The organism is Pseudomonas sp. 5P_3.1_Bac2, from assembly GCF_025465995.1.
Classification (GTDB): Bacteria; Pseudomonadota; Gammaproteobacteria; order Pseudomonadales; family Pseudomonadaceae; genus Aquipseudomonas.
In genome coordinates, this window is record NZ_JANLNY010000023.1 from 216,361 (window position 1) to 234,022 (window position 17,662).

19 protein-coding genes are annotated in these 17,662 nt (G+C 61.2%); 14 read left to right on the plus strand and 5 right to left on the minus strand.

The features are described 5' to 3' along the window. Nucleotides 1-26: 26 nt before the first annotated feature. The 10 genes from urtB to ureC all read left to right on the plus strand — a co-directional run bounded on the left by urtB (nucleotide 27) and on the right by ureC (nucleotide 9,361). The gene (gene urtB, locus NTD81_RS14110; RefSeq protein WP_410017158.1) at nucleotides 27-1,601 is read left to right on the plus strand and encodes an urea ABC transporter permease subunit UrtB; all 1,575 of its coding nucleotides are present in this window, start codon (nucleotides 27-29) and stop codon (nucleotides 1,599-1,601) included. Continuing rightward, on the plus strand, nucleotides 1,601-2,689 hold the full coding sequence (urtC, locus tag NTD81_RS14115; protein WP_262183227.1) for an urea ABC transporter permease subunit UrtC: 1,089 nt from the start codon (nucleotides 1,601-1,603) through the stop codon (nucleotides 2,687-2,689). The genes urtB and urtC overlap by 1 nt, the downstream gene beginning before the upstream one ends. Then, nucleotides 2,689-3,549, plus strand: a complete 861-nt coding sequence (gene urtD, locus NTD81_RS14120; protein WP_262183229.1) for an urea ABC transporter ATP-binding protein UrtD — start codon at nucleotides 2,689-2,691, stop codon at nucleotides 3,547-3,549. The genes urtC and urtD overlap by 1 nt, the downstream gene beginning before the upstream one ends. Nucleotides 3,550-4,146: 597 nt before the next feature. Continuing rightward, on the plus strand, nucleotides 4,147-4,845 hold the full coding sequence (gene urtE / locus NTD81_RS14125) for an urea ABC transporter ATP-binding subunit UrtE (RefSeq protein ID WP_262183230.1): 699 nt from the start codon (nucleotides 4,147-4,149) through the stop codon (nucleotides 4,843-4,845). Between the two features lie 235 nt (nucleotides 4,846-5,080). Further along, nucleotides 5,081-5,914: an urease accessory protein UreD gene (locus tag NTD81_RS14130; protein ID WP_410017159.1), complete on the plus strand. Its 834-nt coding sequence runs from the start codon at nucleotides 5,081-5,083 to the stop codon at nucleotides 5,912-5,914. Between the two features lie 2 nt (nucleotides 5,915-5,916). After that, complete coding sequence (gene ureA, locus NTD81_RS14135) at nucleotides 5,917-6,219, plus strand: urease subunit gamma (RefSeq protein WP_262183232.1); 303 nt, start codon at nucleotides 5,917-5,919, stop codon at nucleotides 6,217-6,219. Between the two features lie 44 nt (nucleotides 6,220-6,263). Then, complete coding sequence (locus tag NTD81_RS14140) at nucleotides 6,264-6,776, plus strand: GNAT family N-acetyltransferase (RefSeq protein WP_262183233.1); 513 nt, start codon at nucleotides 6,264-6,266, stop codon at nucleotides 6,774-6,776. Next, nucleotides 6,773-7,303, plus strand: coding sequence for a GNAT family N-acetyltransferase (locus NTD81_RS14145; protein WP_410017160.1), 531 nt, complete (start codon nucleotides 6,773-6,775; stop codon nucleotides 7,301-7,303). Before NTD81_RS14140 ends, NTD81_RS14145 begins: the two co-directional genes overlap by 4 nt. Beyond that, nucleotides 7,300-7,605: an urease subunit beta gene (locus tag NTD81_RS14150; RefSeq protein WP_262183235.1), complete on the plus strand. Its 306-nt coding sequence runs from the start codon at nucleotides 7,300-7,302 to the stop codon at nucleotides 7,603-7,605. The genes NTD81_RS14145 and NTD81_RS14150 overlap by 4 nt, the downstream gene beginning before the upstream one ends. Nucleotides 7,606-7,660: 55 nt before the next feature. Continuing rightward, nucleotides 7,661-9,361, plus strand: coding sequence for an urease subunit alpha (ureC, locus tag NTD81_RS14155; protein ID WP_262183236.1), 1,701 nt, complete (start codon nucleotides 7,661-7,663; stop codon nucleotides 9,359-9,361). A gap of 40 nt (nucleotides 9,362-9,401) precedes the next feature. Here the strand turns inward: ureC and NTD81_RS14160 are convergent, their stop codons facing one another. The 5 genes from NTD81_RS14160 to NTD81_RS14180 form a co-directional block, all read right to left on the minus strand. Beyond that, nucleotides 9,402-10,271, minus strand: a complete 870-nt coding sequence (locus tag NTD81_RS14160) for a DMT family transporter (RefSeq protein WP_262183237.1) — start codon at nucleotides 10,269-10,271, stop codon at nucleotides 9,402-9,404. Between the two features lie 155 nt (nucleotides 10,272-10,426). Continuing rightward, nucleotides 10,427-11,329, minus strand: coding sequence for an alpha/beta hydrolase fold domain-containing protein (locus NTD81_RS14165; RefSeq protein ID WP_262183238.1), 903 nt, complete (start codon nucleotides 11,327-11,329; stop codon nucleotides 10,427-10,429). 60 nt (nucleotides 11,330-11,389) lie between these two features. Beyond that, nucleotides 11,390-11,656: a DksA/TraR family C4-type zinc finger protein gene (locus tag NTD81_RS14170; protein ID WP_262183239.1), complete on the minus strand. Its 267-nt coding sequence runs from the start codon at nucleotides 11,654-11,656 to the stop codon at nucleotides 11,390-11,392. Between the two features lie 66 nt (nucleotides 11,657-11,722). Beyond that, nucleotides 11,723-12,586 carry an oxaloacetate decarboxylase gene (locus NTD81_RS14175; protein WP_262183240.1) on the minus strand — a complete coding sequence of 288 codons (864 nt, stop codon included), beginning with the start codon at nucleotides 12,584-12,586 and terminating at the stop codon, nucleotides 11,723-11,725. 128 nt (nucleotides 12,587-12,714) lie between these two features. Then, nucleotides 12,715-13,521 (minus strand): substrate-binding periplasmic protein, encoded by an 807-nt coding sequence (locus tag NTD81_RS14180; protein ID WP_262183241.1) that lies wholly within the window; start codon nucleotides 13,519-13,521, stop codon nucleotides 12,715-12,717. A 264-nt stretch (nucleotides 13,522-13,785) separates the two neighbouring features. On the opposite strand from NTD81_RS14180, the gene NTD81_RS14185 reads away from it, so the two are divergent. The 4 genes from NTD81_RS14185 to NTD81_RS14200 all read left to right on the plus strand — a co-directional run bounded on the left by NTD81_RS14185 (nucleotide 13,786) and on the right by NTD81_RS14200 (nucleotide 17,526). Next, nucleotides 13,786-14,514 carry a VC0807 family protein gene (locus NTD81_RS14185; protein WP_262183542.1) on the plus strand — a complete coding sequence of 243 codons (729 nt, stop codon included), beginning with the start codon at nucleotides 13,786-13,788 and terminating at the stop codon, nucleotides 14,512-14,514. Between the two features lie 12 nt (nucleotides 14,515-14,526). After that, a complete protein-coding gene (locus NTD81_RS14190; protein WP_262183242.1) occupies nucleotides 14,527-14,964 on the plus strand; it encodes a YqaA family protein in 438 nt (145 codons plus the stop codon). Nucleotides 14,965-15,219: 255 nt separating this feature from the next. Beyond that, nucleotides 15,220-16,197, plus strand: a complete 978-nt coding sequence (locus tag NTD81_RS14195; protein WP_262183243.1) for a YbhN family protein — start codon at nucleotides 15,220-15,222, stop codon at nucleotides 16,195-16,197. A gap of 63 nt (nucleotides 16,198-16,260) precedes the next feature. After that, a complete protein-coding gene (locus NTD81_RS14200; RefSeq protein ID WP_262183244.1) occupies nucleotides 16,261-17,526 on the plus strand; it encodes an Hsp70 family protein in 1,266 nt (421 codons plus the stop codon). Nucleotides 17,527-17,662 lie beyond the last annotated feature (136 nt).

Genomic DNA, 17,662 nt, shown 5'->3' on the forward strand with positions numbered 1-17,662 from the left:
CGCCTGGCGACCCTGCAAAGGACTGAATGATGCTGACTGCCCTGCCCCGCGTTCTTCTCAGCCTGTTGCTGACCCTGCCCTGGCTGGCCCATGCCGGCGACGGTCAGGACTTCGTCAGCGCCAAGCCCGCACAACAAGCCGAACTGCTCGAACGCTGGGCGGCGCACCCGGACAGCACGCGCTTGCCGCTGCTACAAGCACTACAGCAAGGCCTGCTGGCCAGCGACAGCCAGCAACAAGCGCTGATCAAGCGCGACGGCCTCTACCAAATTCTGGAGGGCGATGCCGTCCCCCAAGGCACCCCGCGCCCACTGCGCCTGAATAACCGCCTGCGCGGCCTGCTCGCCAGCAGCCTGGCCAGCCACCAATTACTGTCTGCTGATGCTGCGCAGCGCTTAAGCGCCGCCGTGCAGCTGCAAAAAAGTGCCAAGCCGGCGCAGTTGCCGCTGCTCAATGAGCGCTTGGTCAGCGAGACCGATGACAGCGTGCGCAGCGCCCTGAGCCTGGCCCTGGCCAACCTGCAATTGGTTGATAACGACCCCGCCATCCGCTTAGCGGCCGTGCGCTTGCTCGGCTACAGCGGCGAGCCACAAGCCCTTGCGCGTCTGGAAGGACTGTTGGCCGCAGACGGCGAAGCCAATGCCGAGGTGCGCACCGCCGCGCAAACCAGCCTGACCCAGGTCAAACGCCAGCTGTTGATCGGCGAGTTGCTCGGCCAGGCCTTTAGCGGCCTGAGCCTGGGCTCGATCCTGCTGCTGGCGGCACTCGGCTTGGCCATCACCTTCGGCCTGCTCGGGGTGATCAACATGGCCCACGGCGAGATGCTGATGATCGGGGCCTACAGCACCTATGTCGTGCAACTGCTGATGCAGCGCTATCTGCCTGAGGCGCTGGCCCTGTATCCGCTGGTGGCGTTGCCAGTGGCCTTTGTCGTCACCGCGCTGATCGGCATGGCCTTGGAGCGCACGGTCATCCGCCATCTCTATGGCCGGCCGCTGGAAACCCTGTTGGCGACCTGGGGCATCAGCCTGATGCTGATCCAGCTGGTGCGGGTGCTGTTCGGCGCGCAGAACGTCGAGGTGGCCAACCCCGCGTGGCTGTCCGGCGGGATGCAGGTACTGCCGAACTTGGTGCTGCCGTATAACCGCATCGTCATCATCGGCTTCGCCTTGCTGGTGGTGCTGCTGACCTGGCTGCTGCTGAATAAAACCCGCCTGGGCCTCAACGTCCGGGCGGTGACGCAGAACCGCAATATGGCCGCCTGCTGCGGCGTGCCGACCGGGCGCGTGGACATGCTCGCCTTTGGCCTCGGCTCCGGCATCGCCGGTTTAGGCGGGGTGGCCCTGAGTCAGATCGGCAACGTCGGCCCCGACCTAGGCCAGAGCTACATCATCGACTCGTTCCTGGTGGTGGTTCTAGGCGGCGTCGGCCAACTGGCCGGCAGCGTCACCGCCGCCTTCGGTTTGGGTATCGCCAATAAAATTCTGGAGCCGCAAATCGGCGCGGTACTGGGCAAGATTCTGATCCTGGCGCTGATCATTCTGTTTATCCAAAAACGCCCGCAAGGACTGTTTGCTCTGAAAGGACGGGTGATCGACTGATGAATATGGCCAACCAAACCCTATTGCTGCGCGCCAGCGCCAAACTCGGTACGCAGTTGAGTCTGGGCCTGGCCCTGCTCGCGCTGCTGGTCCTGTTAGCCATGCCGCTGCTGCACCTGCTGCCGGCGGACAGCGCCCTGCACGTATCGGCCTACAGCCTGACCTTGGTGGGCAAAATCCTGTGCTACGCCATCGTCGCCCTGGCTCTGGATTTGGTCTGGGGCTATGCCGGCATGTTGTCCTTGGGCCACGGCTTGTTCTTCGCCTTGGGCGGCTACGCCATGGGCATGTACCTGATGCGCCAGGCAGCGGGCGACGGCCTGCCAGCCTTTATGAGTTTTCTGGCATGGCACGAATTACCCTGGTACTGGTACGGCACCGACAGTTTTATCTGGGCGCTTTGTCTGGTGGTATTGGCGCCCGGATTGCTGGCCTTGGTGTTTGGCTTCTTCGCCTTCCGCTCGCGGATCAAGGGCGTGTACTTCTCGATCATGACCCAAGCGCTGACCTTCGCCGGCATGCTGCTGTTCTTTCGCAACGAAACCGGCTTTGGCGGCAACAACGGCTTTACCAACTTCAAAACCATCCTTGGCTTTGATATCACCGCCGCGCACACCCGTGCCGCGCTGTTTTTCGCCACGGTGCTGCTGCTCATCTGCAGCCTGTGGCTGGGTTGGCGCCTGGCCCGAAGCAAGTTTGGCCGGGTGCTGACGGCACTGCGCGATGCGGAAAACCGCCTGATGTTCTGTGGTTACGATCCGCGCGGCTACAAGCTGTTTATCTGGGTGCTCAGCGCCGTGCTGTGCGGCTTGGCCGGGGCGCTGTATGTGCCGCAAGTGGGCATCATCAACCCCAGTGAAATGTCGCCGACCAACTCCATTGAGGCCGCGGTGTGGGTCGCCTTGGGCGGCCGTGGCAGCTTAATCGGCCCGCTGCTCGGCGCCGGCGTGGTCAACGGCATGAAGAGCTGGTTTACCGTGGCTTTCCCTGAGTATTGGCTGTTTGCCTTGGGCCTGCTGTTTATCGTGGTCACCCTGTTTTTGCCTAAGGGTGTGATCGGCCTGCTGCGCAAAAAAGGAGAGCAATAATGCGAGCCGCGCCTATCCCCGAAGTGCTGGTGGCGGACAGCTATCCGGCCAACCAAGACCCCGGCAGCAGCCGTGACGCCTTGGGCCTCGGCAGCAGTGCCGGCAAAGGTCTGGATGTGCGCCACGGCACCATCCTGACCTTGGAAGATATCAACGTCAGCTTCGATGGCTTTAAGGCCCTGAGCAACCTCAACCTGTATATCGGTGTCGGTGAGCTGCGCTGCATTATCGGCCCCAACGGCGCCGGCAAGACCACCATGATGGACGTGATCACCGGTAAGACCCGGCCGGATAGCGGCGTGGCCTATTTCGGCGAAACCTTCGACCTCACCCAGATGAGCGAAGTGGCCATCGCCCAGGCCGGCATCGGCCGCAAGTTCCAAAAGCCCACGGTGTTTGAAGCCTTGAGCGTGTTTGAAAATTTAGAGTTGGCGCAAAAGACCAACAAGTCGGTGTGGGCCAGCCTGCGCGCCACACTCAGCGGCGCGCAGTTGGAGCGGATCGACGAGGTGCTCAGCACCATCCGCTTAAGTGACTCGCGCCAGCGCCCGGCCGGCTTACTGTCCCACGGGCAAAAGCAGTTTCTCGAAATCGGCATGCTGCTGATGCAAGACCCGCAATTGCTCCTGCTCGATGAGCCGGTCGCGGGCATGACCGACGCCGAAACCGAATTTACCGCCGAGCTGTTTAAGTCGCTGGCACGCAAGCATTCGCTGATGGTGGTGGAACACGATATGGGCTTTGTCGGCAGCATCGCCGACCACGTCACCGTGCTGCACCACGGCAGCGTGCTGGCCGAAGGCTCGTTGGAGCAGGTGCAAAACGATGAACGGGTGATCGAGGTGTACCTCGGTCGCTAGACCTGCTGACCCCTTAAACGGTGGCTGGCTACGGCCAACCACCCTACGCAGTTACGTAGGGTGGATGTCGCTTCACCCATCCACCAAGCGGCAGCACTAGTAACACCGGTATACGTACATAACCGCCGGCCAATATTGAGTAAGGCGATGTTAGCTACAACGGTGGCTGGCTGCGGCCAACCACCCTACGCAGTTACGTAGGGTGGATGTCGCTTCACCCATCCACCAAGCGGCAGCACTAGTAACACCGGTATACGTACATAACCGCCGGCCAATATTGAGTAAGGCGATGTTAGCTACAACGGTGGCTGGCTGCGGCCAACCACCCTACGCAGTTACGTAGGGTGGATGTCGCTTCACCCATCCACCAAGCGGCAGCACAAGCAACACCGGTATACGTACATAACCGCCGGCCAATATTGAGTACGGCGGTGTTAGCTACAACGGTGGCTGGCTGCGGCCAACCACCCTACGCAGTTACGTAGGGTGGATGTCGCTTCACCCATCCACCAACACGACAGCGCCAACACCCCCAACAGCGTTACACATCCATAACCGCCACGAAGCCACCACCGCGTTAACCAGAAGGACCTCGCCATGCTGCAAGTACAGCAACTGCATCAGTTTTACGGCGGCAGCCATATCCTGCGTGGCTTGTCGTTTGACGCCCCCATCGGCCAAGTCACCTGCCTGCTGGGACGTAACGGTGTGGGTAAAACCACCCTGCTCAAATGCCTGATGGGACTGATCCCGGCCAAAGACGGCAGCGTGCAATGGCAAGGCCAGAGCATCACGGCCTTGAAGCCGCATCAACGGGTCAACGCCGGCATCGCCTATGTGCCGCAAGGGCGAGAAATCTTCCCGCGCTTAACCGTGGAAGAGAACCTGCTGATGGGCCTGTCACGTTTTAGCGCCGGCCAAGCCAAGCGGGTGCCGGAGTTTATCTACGAGCTGTTCCCGGTGCTGCGTGAGATGAAGCAACGCCGTGGCGGCGATCTATCTGGCGGCCAGCAACAGCAATTGGCGATTGGCCGCGCCCTGGCCAGCCAACCCAAGCTGCTGATCCTCGACGAACCCACCGAAGGCATCCAGCCGTCGGTGATCAAAGAAATCGGCGCGGTGATCAAACAGCTGGCCGCCCGCGGGGATATGGCGATTTTGCTGGTCGAGCAGTTCTACGATTTTGCCGCTGAACTGGCCGATCAGTATTTGGTGATGAGCCGCGGCGAGATTATCCAGCAAGGCCAAGGCGCCAATATGGAAGCCGAAGGCGTGCGGGGGCTGGTCACCATCTAAGCCGGCCCGGGCTCATACCACGCCCAGCGCCACTCGCGCCGGGCAAGGCAGACAAGCACCCATTTGGTGCGTAAATACACCCAAGCGCACCAGCCTGACGCCAGCAGGCTGCCATGCAATCGCCACACCTCAGCTAATACTTGGCCTGCAAGGCCCACTCTGCGTCCACGCACTATCCTGGCGCATGCGGCACAGCAATTGCTCTAATTAGGCAATCTCAGCTATGTGCATTGTCATGACCACTGCCGCCCACCTGTTTCACCCAGCCTGGCACGCCGAGCTTGAACTGGCCTATGCCCGCGACGGTGCCACAACCCGCCCAACTCAGCGCCGTCACCTTGGCCCGCTGCGGGTGCAAAAGCACCTCTATGGCGAAGGCCCCGAGGTGTGTCAGCACATCATCGTCCATCCCCCCGGCGGCATTGCCGGCGGTGATCGCCTAGACATTAGCGTCAGCGTCGGCACCAACGCCTGGGCGCAGCTGACCAGCCCCGGCGCCGCCAAGTGGTACCGCGCCGCCAGCCCGGCTTATCAGCAGCTCAAATTGCACGTTGCCGCCGGTGCTACCTTGGAGTGGCTGCCGCAAGAAACCATCGTCTACAGCGCCGCCCAAGCCGAGCTGAACACCGATATCGAGCTGGAAGGCGACGCCCGCCTGCTCTATTGGGACATCGTCGCCTTGGGCCGCCCGGCCAGTGGCGAGCGCTTTGCCGCAGGCTACATGCAGGCGCAGCTGAATATCCGCCGCGACGGCCATCTGCTGTGGCACGAGCGCCAGCGCCTGCAAGGCGCCGACGGCCTGCTCGACTCGCCCATCGGCCTGGCTGGCCAGCCGGTCTTCGCCACCTTACTGATCACCGGCGAGATCAGCCCTGACCTACTGGAGCAGTGCCGCACGCTGCTCAGCCCAGTGCGTGGCGATCTCTCCCAGTTACCCGGCCTGTTAGTCGCGCGCTGCCTGGCAGCCGAAGCGCTGCACGCCCGCGCCTGGTTAAGCGCTTTATGGCACCTGCTGCGCCCGGCCTTGTTCGGACGCAGCGCTGTCCCCCCACGTATTTGGAGCACCTGAGCATGGATTTAACCCCACGGGAAAAAGACAAGATGCTGATCTTCACCGCCGGTTTGGTCGCTGAGCGACGCCTGGCCCGTGGAGTCAAACTCAACTATCCGGAGGCCATGGCCTATATCAGCGCCGCGCTGCTCGAAGGTGCCCGCGACGGTCAAAGCGTGGCCCAGCTTATGCATTACGGCACCACACTGCTCAGCCGCGACCAAGTGATGGAGGGCGTGCCGGAGATGATCGCGGAGATCCAAGTGGAAGCCACCTTCCCCGATGGCACCAAGCTGGTCACCGTGCACCAACCCATTGCCTGATCAATATCCAGGATGCACCACTGCAACAGCGGCCAGGAGGCCCCATGATAATTCGCGACGCCACACCCGCCGACTTGCCCGCCCTGGTCGATATTTACAACGACGCGGTGCTCAATACCACGGCGATCTGGATGAACCACTGCGTCGACCTGGCCAACCGCGAGGCTTGGTTTGCCGCGCGCAGCCAGCAGGGCTACCCGATTTTGGTGGCGGAAGATGCCGCTGGCCGGGTGGTCGGCTACTCCTCCTTTGGCGACTGGCGTCCATTTGATGGCTTTTGCTATAGCGTCGAGCATTCGGTGTATGTCAGCCCCGACGTACAAGGTAAAGGCCTCGGCAAACGGCTGCTGTGCGCCCTGATTACCCGAGCCCGGGCGGCCAATAAACACATGATGGTGGCGGCTATCGAAAGCGGTAACCAGACCTCCATCGCCATGCACTTGCGCTTAGGCTTCACCATCACCGGCCAGATGCCGCAAGTCGGCTGCAAATTCGGTCAATGGCTGGACCTGACCTTTATGCAACTCAACCTGAGCCCGGAGAGAAGCGCACCGTGAGCCAGCTGATCCGCGTTGCCGCAGAACACTTTAGCCAGTACCGCGCCGGTTTCCATGCGCTGCTCAGCGATGCCATCGCCAGCGGCGCGAGCCTGGGCTTTCTCGCCAATTTCAGCCAGCGTGAGGCCGACGAGTACTTCGAGCAAGTCCAGGACGGCCTCAATAGCGCCAGCCACTGCCTATGGCTGGTGCTTGAGCAAGGCCAAGTAGTGGCCAGCATCCAGCTGGTGTTGTGCCTCAAGGCCAATGGCCTTAACCGTGCGGAAATCCAAAAACTGATGGTGCTGCGCAGCGCCCGCCGCCAAGGCTTGGCCGCGCAGCTAATGGCGGCCGTTGAGGCCCATGCCCACAGTATTAAGCGCGGCTTGCTCTACCTCGACACCGAGGCCGGCAGTGCCGCTGAGCTGTTTTATCAACAGCAAGGCTACCAGTGCATCGGCGGCCTCCCCGACTACGCCTGCGGTCCGGATGGGCAGTACCGGGCCAATGCCATCTATTACAAAACCCTGTCGAGAGCGAAGCCATGATTCCCGGCGAATACCGCGTGCAAGACGGCGAGATCGAGCTTAATGCCGGGCGCCGCACCCTGAGCTTAACCGTGGCCAATAGCGGTGACCGGCCCATTCAGGTCGGCTCGCACTACCACTTCTTTGAAACCAACGACGCCTTAACCTTCGACCGCGCCGCCACGCGCGGCATGCGCCTGAATATCGCCGCCGGCACTGCGGTGCGCTTCGAGCCGGGGCAGAGCCGCGACGTCGAGTTGGTCGAGTTGGCCGGTCTGCGCCGCGTGTACGGCTTTGCCGGGCGGATCATGGGCGCGCTGTGACAGCCGCCTGCGCCCTAGAGGTTGCTGCCCCTTTTCAACGCTTTAAGGAAAACCGATGAAGATTTCCCGTCAGGCCTATGCCGATATGTTCGGCCCCACCGTCGGCGACAAGGTGCGTCTGGCCGACACCGAGCTGTGGATCGAGGTGGAGAAGGACTTCACCACCTACGGCGAAGAAGTGAAATTTGGCGGCGGCAAGGTGATCCGCGACGGCATGGGCCAGGGCCAACTGCTGGCCGCCGAGGTGGTCGACACGCTGATCACCAACGCGCTGATCATCGACCACTGGGGCATCGTCAAAGCCGATGTGGGCCTTAAAGACGGTCGCATCGCCGCCATCGGCAAAGCCGGCAACCCGGATATCCAGCCTGACGTCAGCATCGCCATCGGCGCCAGCACCGAGGTCATCGCCGGCGAAGGCATGATCCTCACCGCTGGCGGCATCGACACCCATATCCACTTTATCTGCCCGCAACAGATCGAAGAGGCGCTGATGAGCGGCGTCACCACCATGATCGGTGGCGGCACGGGCCCGGCCACCGGCACCAACGCCACCACCTGCACGTCTGGCCCTTGGCATATGGCGCGTATGCTCCAGGCCGCCGAAGCCTTTCCAATGAACATCGGCTTTACCGGCAAGGGCAACGCCAGCTTGCCGCAGCCGTTGATCGAACAGGTCGAAGCCGGCGCCATTGGCCTGAAGCTGCATGAAGACTGGGGCACCACCCCGGCGGCCATCGACAACTGCTTAAGCGTGGCCGATCAGTACGATGTGCAGGTGGCGATCCACACCGACACCCTCAATGAGTCTGGCTTTGTCGAAACGACTCTGGGCGCGTTTAAGGGCCGCACCATCCATACCTATCACACCGAAGGCGCCGGCGGCGGCCACGCCCCGGACATCATCAAGGCTTGCGGCTTCGCCAACGTGCTGCCGAGCTCAACCAACCCGACCCGGCCCTTTACCAAGAACACCATCGATGAGCATCTGGACATGCTCATGGTCTGCCACCACCTGGACCCCAGCATCGCCGAGGACGTGGCCTTCGCCGAGAGCCGCATCCGCCGCGAAACCATCGCCGCCGAAGACATCCTTCACGACCTCGGCGCGTTCAGCATGATCAGCTCCGACAGCCAGGCCATGGGCCGCGTTGGCGAGGTGATCACGCGCACCTGGCAGACCGCCGACAAGATGCACAAGCAGCGCGGTCCGTTGCCGGGCGACGGCGCAGGCAACAGCAACTTCCGGGTCAAGCGCTATATCGCCAAGTACACCATCAACCCGGCCATCACCCATGGCATCAGCCATGAAGTGGGTTCGATTGAGGTGGGCAAATGGGCCGACCTGGTTCTGTGGCGCCCGGCGTTTTTCGGCGTAAAACCCACCTTGATCCTCAAGGGCGGGGCCATTGCCGCAAGCCTCATGGGCGACGCCAACGCCTCGATCCCGACCCCGCAACCAGTGCACTACCGGCCGATGTTCGCCAGCTACGGCGGCAGCTTAAGCGCCACCAGCCTGACCTTTATCAGCCAGGCGGCATTCGCGGCAGGCGTGCCGGCACAGTTGGGCTTAAAGAAACAAATCGGCGTGGTGAAGGGCTGTCGTAACGTGCAAAAGACCGACCTGATCCACAACGATTACCTGCCAAACATCGAAGTCGACCCGCAAAACTACCAGGTCAAGGCCGACGGCCAACTGCTCTGGTGCGAGCCAGCCGACGTGCTGCCCATGGCCCAACGCTACTTCCTGTTCTAACGCGCCAGCCGCCACTTTCGCCCAGCGTTCTAAGTGGCGGCTAGCTAATCCCCGGTCGCCGTTTATTCCACGCCACCAACAGGCCGCTGAGGATAATGATCGCCATGCCCAGCAGGGCGCCATGATCGGGCACATGGGCAAAGAACAAGGCACCGAACAGCACGGCAAAGATGATCTGGGCATAAGTAAAAGGCGCCAACGCCGCAGCACTGGCAAAGCGGTAGGCGTTGCTTAACAACAAGTGTCCACTGATGGCCAACACGGCAATCAGCAGCGCCACCCATAGGTCTTGCGCCACGGGCATCTGCCACACCCAGGGCAAACTCAGGCTCATCACCAAGGTGCCGAACAGCGTGCTGAAGAAGTTGCTGGTCAGTGGATGATCGGTATTGGCTAAACGCCGCGTCAGCAGTTGATAGAAGCCCAGACACAGCGCCGCACCTATGGGCAGCAAGACATAGGGGGTAAACAACCCGCCACCGGGGCGCACGATAATCACCACGCCAATCAGGCCCAAGCCCACCGACAGCCATTGGCCGCGGCTGACCGGCTCCTTAAACAGCGCCACCGACGCCAGCAACACCACCATAGGCGCGAGGAACAGCACGGCGGTGGTCTCGCCCAAGGGGATAAACAACAAGGAGGTGAACATAAAGGCACTGGTGCCAACCAGGCTCATGGAGCGCGCCAGTTGCAACAGCGGTCGCTGAGTCTGAATCAGCCGGCGCCCCATGCGCGGTGCAAACAGGCCGAGCATCAGCATGGTTTGCAGCACATAGCGCAGCCACACCACGAGCAGCACCGGGTAACTCTGCAGCAGGTATTTAGACAAGGCATCACTGCCCGCCAGCAGCAAACACGAGGCGAGGATCAGCGACAGCCCCAGGCCGAGATGATTGGTGTTAAGCACTAAGAAACCTTAAGCATTATCAGGAAGCGAACGCGATATTCCGAGCAATAAACCAGCCAATCTTCCTAAATGCCCGCCTGTTTTCAGCCGAGTCGTGGCGCCCGGCCAGATTGAGTCTATCCCAAGCCCCGCTGACATGGCCGCCCATGCTGCGCTTAGTAATGCCCTTCGGCCAATAGCACGCGCTGCAAATAGCGCCGCGCCGCCTGCCCCTCAGGGGTGGGCATCAGCGGCCAGACATGAATCATCTCCGGCGCCCACTGCAGGTCCACGCTAACCCCCTGGCCACGGGCTTTGTCCGCCAGTTGCAAGGCCTCGGCGCCGAGCAGATCCTTACCGGCGGCCAATAAGGTGATCGCCGGCAGCCCGGTTAAATCGGCGCACAACGGACTCAGCGCCGGGTGCTCCAAGGGCCAGTTACCGGCATACAGGCGCGCCGCTTCTCGCGCACCGGCGCTGGCCAGCATCGGATCTTGCGCGGCCAACACGGGATCTACCGGCGTCTGCATACGTAAATCCACCCAGGGGCAAATCAGCAGCAGGCGCTGCGGCAAGGCCTGGCCCTGCTCACGGATGGCCAGAGCCAGGGCCAGGGCCAAACCGCCCCCCGCCGAGTCGCCCATTAGCAGCGGCGGCTCCTCAGACTGCTCCGCCAACTGGTTGTAGGCGCGCCAGGCAAAGGCCAGGGTTTGCTCGCAATGATGCTCCGGCGCCAAGGGATACAGCGGCACGCTGATGCTGTAGCCGGTGCGCAGCACCAACTCATGCAGCAGGCGCCAGTGAAAGCGGCTGATCGGCCGCACATAGGCGCCGCCATGCAGATAGAGCAGATGGCCGCTGGGTAATTGGGTCTTGGGCGCCAGCTGATAGATCTCATAGCCATCCAACTCCCGCCGGCTGATGTCCAGCTCGCGCTGCATCTTGGCCGTGGGCCGGGCCGGGCCGGCTTTGCGCAAGCGCGGCAAGCTGGCGTGCAAATTGTCCGCGCTGGCATACACGCGTTTACGCCGGATCAAACGCAGGAATAAAACCGCTAAGCGATGCTGCCAACTGGGCATAGCCACCCCTTGGGCTAGATGGGCCGGCAGCCAAGAGCGCCAGCAGGATAAGCGGGCAGCTTAGCGCAACTGACTGTCTTTGCTGCCGCGCCGATTGTAGCCGCTGCTGTGCAGCTGCTGTCGATCGAGTTCTGCCTGGCACTGAATGCACAGGCGCACCCCCGGCACCGCCTGCTGGCGCGCCAAGGGAATCGGCGTGTGGCATTCCTCACAGTGGCTCAAGCTCGCCCCGCTGGGCAGCTGGCTGCGTGCCCGGGCGATGGCATCTTCGATACTGCTGTCGATTTGCTCTTGGACTGCGCCGTCGCTGCTCCATCCACCGGCCATGGCCTGCTCCTGTCAGCTGAGTGCTTTAGGTATGCAGGCTTGGCCGGAAAATTTCAAGGCCGCGGGCTATTCCTTGACGTTCATATACTCGCTAGCCCACTCCCGGTATTCATCGGGCAGGCTGTATTTGAGCGCCAGTTGCGAGGCAGTCAGGTCGCTGGCATCGACCCCGCGCTGTTCGCGCAGGCAATCGTAGGTAGCCTTGATCGCCGCAAAATAAGCGGCATGGCCGTTGACCACAATGCGCACGCCAAGGCTGGCCAGACGTTCTTTGTCATTCAGCTTGGGATTGCCGTAGGTCACCAGCATCAAGGGGATGCCCAACGGCGCGGCGATTTGTTGCAGATGGGCGAAGTCTTCGACCCCCACCAAACAAATGGCATCGGCGCCGGCCTCCTGATACGCCAAAGCGCGGCGAATCACCTCAGCGGTGTCCAGTACCCCGGCATGGGTGCGGGCGATGATGGCGAAGTCCGGATCGACCCGCGCCTCCAGCGCTGCGCGGATTTTGCCGACGCCTTCGTCAATGCTGATCAAGTCCGTCGATTTGCGCCCAAACTGCGCCGGCAGCAAGGTGTCTTCGATGGTCAGCGCGGCGATCCCCGCGCGCTCCAGCTCCACCACCGTACGCATCACATTGAGCGCGTTGCCATAACCGTGGTCGGCATCGGCGATCACCGGCAGACGGCTGACACGGCCAATACGGGTAGCCTGCTCGACGAATTCACTGAGGGTGATCAGGGCGAAGTCTGGCGCGGCCAAAACTTGTAGTGAAGCTACAGAACCACCCAAAATCCCGACTTCAAAGCCAAGATCGGCAGCAATTCGCGCCGCCATGGGATCAAACACAGATGCCGTAAAATAACAGGATTTAGCTGCAAGAAGTTCGCGAAGTTGCGCACGAAGCTGATGATGAGAAGCTCTTTGCATGAAATGCACCATAAGTCATGGTCGGTTCTGATGAGCAATTATGTAGCAAAACTACAAAATCAACCAGACAGTCAGCTTTTATTCTGCAGCAGCAACCTTTCACCCAGCTTTAGCCCGCGCCATACCGCTCAGCGCGCCAACTGCCCCACGGGCAACGGCACGGCCTCTGGCTCCACCAACCATTGATGGTGAATACGCGCCAAAGTGCCGTCTTCGATCAAGCCTTGCAGCGCCATTTGCCAGCGCTGCACCACGGCCGTATCGGTGCCTTTGGAAAAAGCGATATAGCTGTTGTTGTCGATAAAGGTGAACTGCAACTCGACATCCGCGCTGCGCATGCCCTGCTGCGCCAGCATCTCTTCCAGCACCATGTTATTGGCCACCAACACCGCAATGCGCCCGTACTTAAACATGCGCACCATATGCTGCGGGGTCGGCACTCCATACAGACCGCGCACGCCCATTTCGCTGAGGTACTCATAGGAGTACCACTGCTTGGGCACCGCGATGGTGCCTAGGCGTTCGACATCTGCAAGGCTGCGCAGTTGCAGGCCACTGCCACGCCGGGTGTAAATCCCGGTCTCGCCCAAAGTGATCGGCCCCACCCACTGAAACAAGGCTTCCCGCCGTGGCGTGCGCACGGTGGCGAACAGCGCGGTGTTGGCTTCGTGCTGGGCGCGGTAATAACCCCGCGTCCAGGGCATGATTTCGATCTTGGCGGCATCGCCGGTGCGCTTCATCAGTTGCTCAACCACATTAACCGCCATGCCCGTGGGCTTGCCGTTATCCATGTAGCTGAGTGGACGATAGTCCTCGGTCAGCATCTGCAGCTCAGCCGCCAAGGCAGAACGCGCCACCAACAGACAAACGCACATGAGCAACCAGGCGCCACGGGTACGCCCTAGGTGTTGCGCTGATGATTTGCTTGCAACCATTCGCACCCTCCCCAACCGCACAGCGGTGCCAGTGTTAGGCGATAACCAGAGTGCGCCGGTGATACGCCACGCACGTGTTGATTCACCACCTTAGCACCCGGTCACTGCCGTCACAGTTTTACCGCCTAATAATGACTCAACCGAACCGCAGACCTTCTAATGAGTCATAACACGGCAAAAAAATACCCCTGATACTGACGGCTGGGCTGGTAGCCACGCCTCAGGCAGGCGATGATCACGCCTCTATCCAACAGCCTGAAGAACATGACCGACACCACCCACAGCACCCCGCCCACGCATAAACCTCGCCCGATGATCGATCTGCTGATCAGTATCCTGATCCCCTCGCTGATCCTCATGAAGCTTAGCGGCGAACACAGACTTGGGGCTGATGGCGCCTTGATCCTGGCGCTGGCATTCCCCTTGGGCTGGGGCTGCTTCGAGTTGCTGAAGTACCGCAAGTTCAACTTTATTGCCCTACTGGGTTTAGTCAGCGTGCTACTGACTGGCGGTATTGGCTTGCTCAAGCTGGACAACCAGTGGCTGGCGATTAAAGAAGCGACCATTCCCGGCCTGATCGGCATCGCCGTGCTGGTTTCGACCCGCACCCGCTACCCACTGATTCGCACCATGCTCTATAACAAGTCAGTGCTCAACGTCGACAAAATCCAGCAGCGCTTAACCGAAGGCGGCAATAGCCAGCTGTTTGATAGCCGCCTACTTAAAGCCACCTATTGGCTGAGCGCCACCTTCTTTTTCTCTTCGGCGATGAACTACGCCCTGGCCAAGTGGATTGTGCACAGCCCGGCCGGCAGTGAAGCCTTTAACGAAGAGCTGGGGCGCATGAACCTGCTGAGTTACCCGATGATCGCCATCCCGTCGATGATCATGCTGATGGCGATCTTCTATTACCTCTGGCGCACCATCCACAATCTCACCGGGCTTAAGCTCGAAGAGGTATTGGCCAACATGCCACAGGACAAGCAACCGTAAAGCCAGCAAGCGGTGTCCAGCCTAAGCGCCTACCTTGGCCTGTTCTTTAGCGCCCTGATTGCCGCCAGCCTGCTTCCCGCTCAGTCGGAAGCGGTGCTGGTGGCTTTACTGCTAGACGGCAGTTATTGGCCCTGGGGCCTGCTGATGGTCGCCAGCCTCGGCAATATCCTCGGCTCACTGCTTAACTGGCTGCTGGGACGTTACCTTGAACACTTTCGTCAGCGCCGCTGGTTTCCCGTCAGCGAAGCGCGCTTAATCCAAGCGCAACGCTGGTATCGGCGCTACGGCCGGTGGAGTTTACTGTTCAGCTGGCTGCCGCTTATCGGTGACCCGCTCACCTTAGTTGCCGGGATCATGGGTGAGCGCTTGTGGCTGTTTCTAATCTTGGTCAGCGTGGCGAAAACCGCCCGCTACCTGGTGCTGATGTTTATTACCTTAGGCCTGACATGAGTCAATTGATTGCTGCGAATACATACTCAGTTACGCCCTTAGCGAGCTTTGAGGTTGAGCATCCGCCGCGTCTCCGGGATACTGCGCGCCTCGCACTGCCATGCAGCAGGCGATTAGCGCGTGCAACCACTGCACTCATACCGCTCAAGGCTGACCAAACTGGCCCAGTCTTAAGCCATTATCGTCAAGCCAAGGGACATTACATGCCCAAGCAGTGCGCAGAGGCCGTCGTAGGTTGAAGGAGTTACGCCAGCTATGAAACGGAGCGATCTAATCTGGACCCTCGTGGGTCTTGGAGCCGTTCTACTGTCGTGCTACCTGCTCTACCACGAAGTACGTAACATCTCTTTGCACGAAATCGCCGACAGCTTGAAGGCCATCCCGCACCTCAACTGGTTGCTGGCCGCTGGCGCGACGATCGGCGCTTACTGGGCCCTGGCCTGGTACGACCGCATCGCCCTCTCACACTTGGGCAAACACATTCCCTGGCGCTTTATCAGCCTGTGCTCGTTCACCACCTACGCCCTGGCCCACAATATCGGCGCCTCGGTTTTTTCTGGCGCCTTGGTGCGCTATCGCGCCTACAGCACTAAGGGCCTGACCCCGCAAGAAATCGGCCTGCTGATCTTCTTCTGCTCCTTTACCTTCGCCTTGGGCGGGATTCTCTCTGGCGGCTGCGTGCTGTTGTTCCAGCCCGACCTGATCCACCGCCTGGCCAATGTCTCACCGCTGCTGTCGCAGGTGATCGGCAGTCTGATGCTGCTGTTCGTGGCGCTATATATCTTAGGTTCTTGGCGGCAATTTAAGCCCTGGAGCTGGGGCAAGCTGTATATCGAGTACCCGCGCCTGAAAGTGGTGGTACGCCAGTTGGTCACCGGCCCTCTGGAGCTGGCCTGCGCCGCGGCGATCATCTACTTCGCCCTGCCGCAAGAGACTAACCCCGGCTATATCGTGGTGTTTGGCGTGTTCCTCGCCTCGTTCAGCCTCGCCCTGCTGTCCCACGCCCCCGGCGGTCTCGGCGTGCTGGAGGTGACCTTCCTCGCCGCCATGCCGGATATCCCGACCTCCGATGTGCTGGCGGCGCTGATCGTATTCCGCTTCTTCTACCTACTGCTGCCGTTCGCCTTATCGCTTCTCGTCGTGATTGGCTTTGAGTGGTCGCAGTGGCAAACGCGCAAGGCGGCAGCCGCTGGGCCGCTCGCCGCGCAAGACAGCCAAGATAAGCGCGACTAGAGGCAGCATTACGCACGCCACTGGCATAGAATGCGCGGCCGTTTTTCAGGAACAGCGCGCAGCATGACCCTCACCACCCCCGCCCGCGCCTGCGGCATCGACTTTGGCACCTCCAACTCCACCGTCGGCTGGCTGCGCCCCGGCGCGGACACCCTGCTTGCACTGGAGGACGGCAAAATCACCCTGCCGTCGGTGGTCTTCTTCAACCTCGAAGAACACCGTCCGGTATATGGCCGCCTGGCCCTGCAGGAGTATCTAGAAGGCTACGAAGGACGCCTGATGCGCTCCTTGAAGAGCTTGCTGGGCAGCAAACTGCTGAAAAGCGAAACCACCGTTCTCGGCAGCTCCCTGCCGTTTCGCGACCTGCTCGGTTTCTTTATCGGCGAGCTGAAAAACCGCGCGGAAGCCATCGCCGGCCGCCCCTTCGAGCAGGTTGTCCTGGGCCGCCCGGTGTTTTTCGTCGATGACGATCCGCTCGCCGACCAAGAGGCTGAAAACACCCTGGTCGCCGTGGCACACAAACTCGGCTTTAAGGATGTGTCGTTCCAGTACGAGCCCATCGCTGCCGCCTTCGACTATGAGTCCGGCATTAGCGGCGAAGAGCTGGTGCTGATTGTCGACATCGGCGGTGGTACTTCCGACTTCTCCCTGCTGCGCCTAGCACCTGAACGGCGCATGCAGGCCGACCGGCAGAACGACATCCTCGCCACCGGCGGTGTGCATATCGGCGGTACCGACTTCGACAAACAGCTGTCCCTGGCCGGGGTCATGCCGCTGTTTGGCTACGGCAGCCGGATGAAAAGCGACGCACCAATGCCCACCAGCAGCCATCTCAACCTGGCCACCTGGCACACCATCAACGCGGTGTACTCGGCGCAGTCGCAACGTCAGCTGCAAAGCATGCGCTACGACATCGTCGACCCCACAGGCATCGATCGCCTGTGCAAGCTGATTGAGCGTCGCGAAGGCCACTGGCTGGCCATGGAAGTCGAGGAAAGCAAGATTGTCCTGACTGAGCAGGAGCAGCGCAGTATCGATCTAAGTCGTATCGAGGCGGGCCTGAGTGCCGAGCTGAGCCGCAACCTGTTTGAAAACGCCATCGAGCCGCTGCTGGAGCGCGTACGCGGCAGCGTCAGCCAGTTGCTCAACGACGCAGGCGTTAGCGTCGGGCAGGTCCATACGGTGTTCTTCACCGGCGGCTCCAGCGGCATCCCCGCCCTGCGCCAGAGCGTAGCGGCCATGCTGCCCAACGCCCGCCACGTCGAAGGCAACACCTTCGGCAGCATTGGCAGCGGCCTGGCTATCGAAGCCCATAAACGCTACGGCTAACCCCTGCCTAGCCCACCCCGGCACCAACAGCGCCGGTGGTGGGCGCCCAGAAAACTCTGAAAACACGACCCCGGGCACCACTTGCTGACGGGGCAACAGGCGCGCGCCGAAAAAACCTCAGCAACCCGTCTATCTC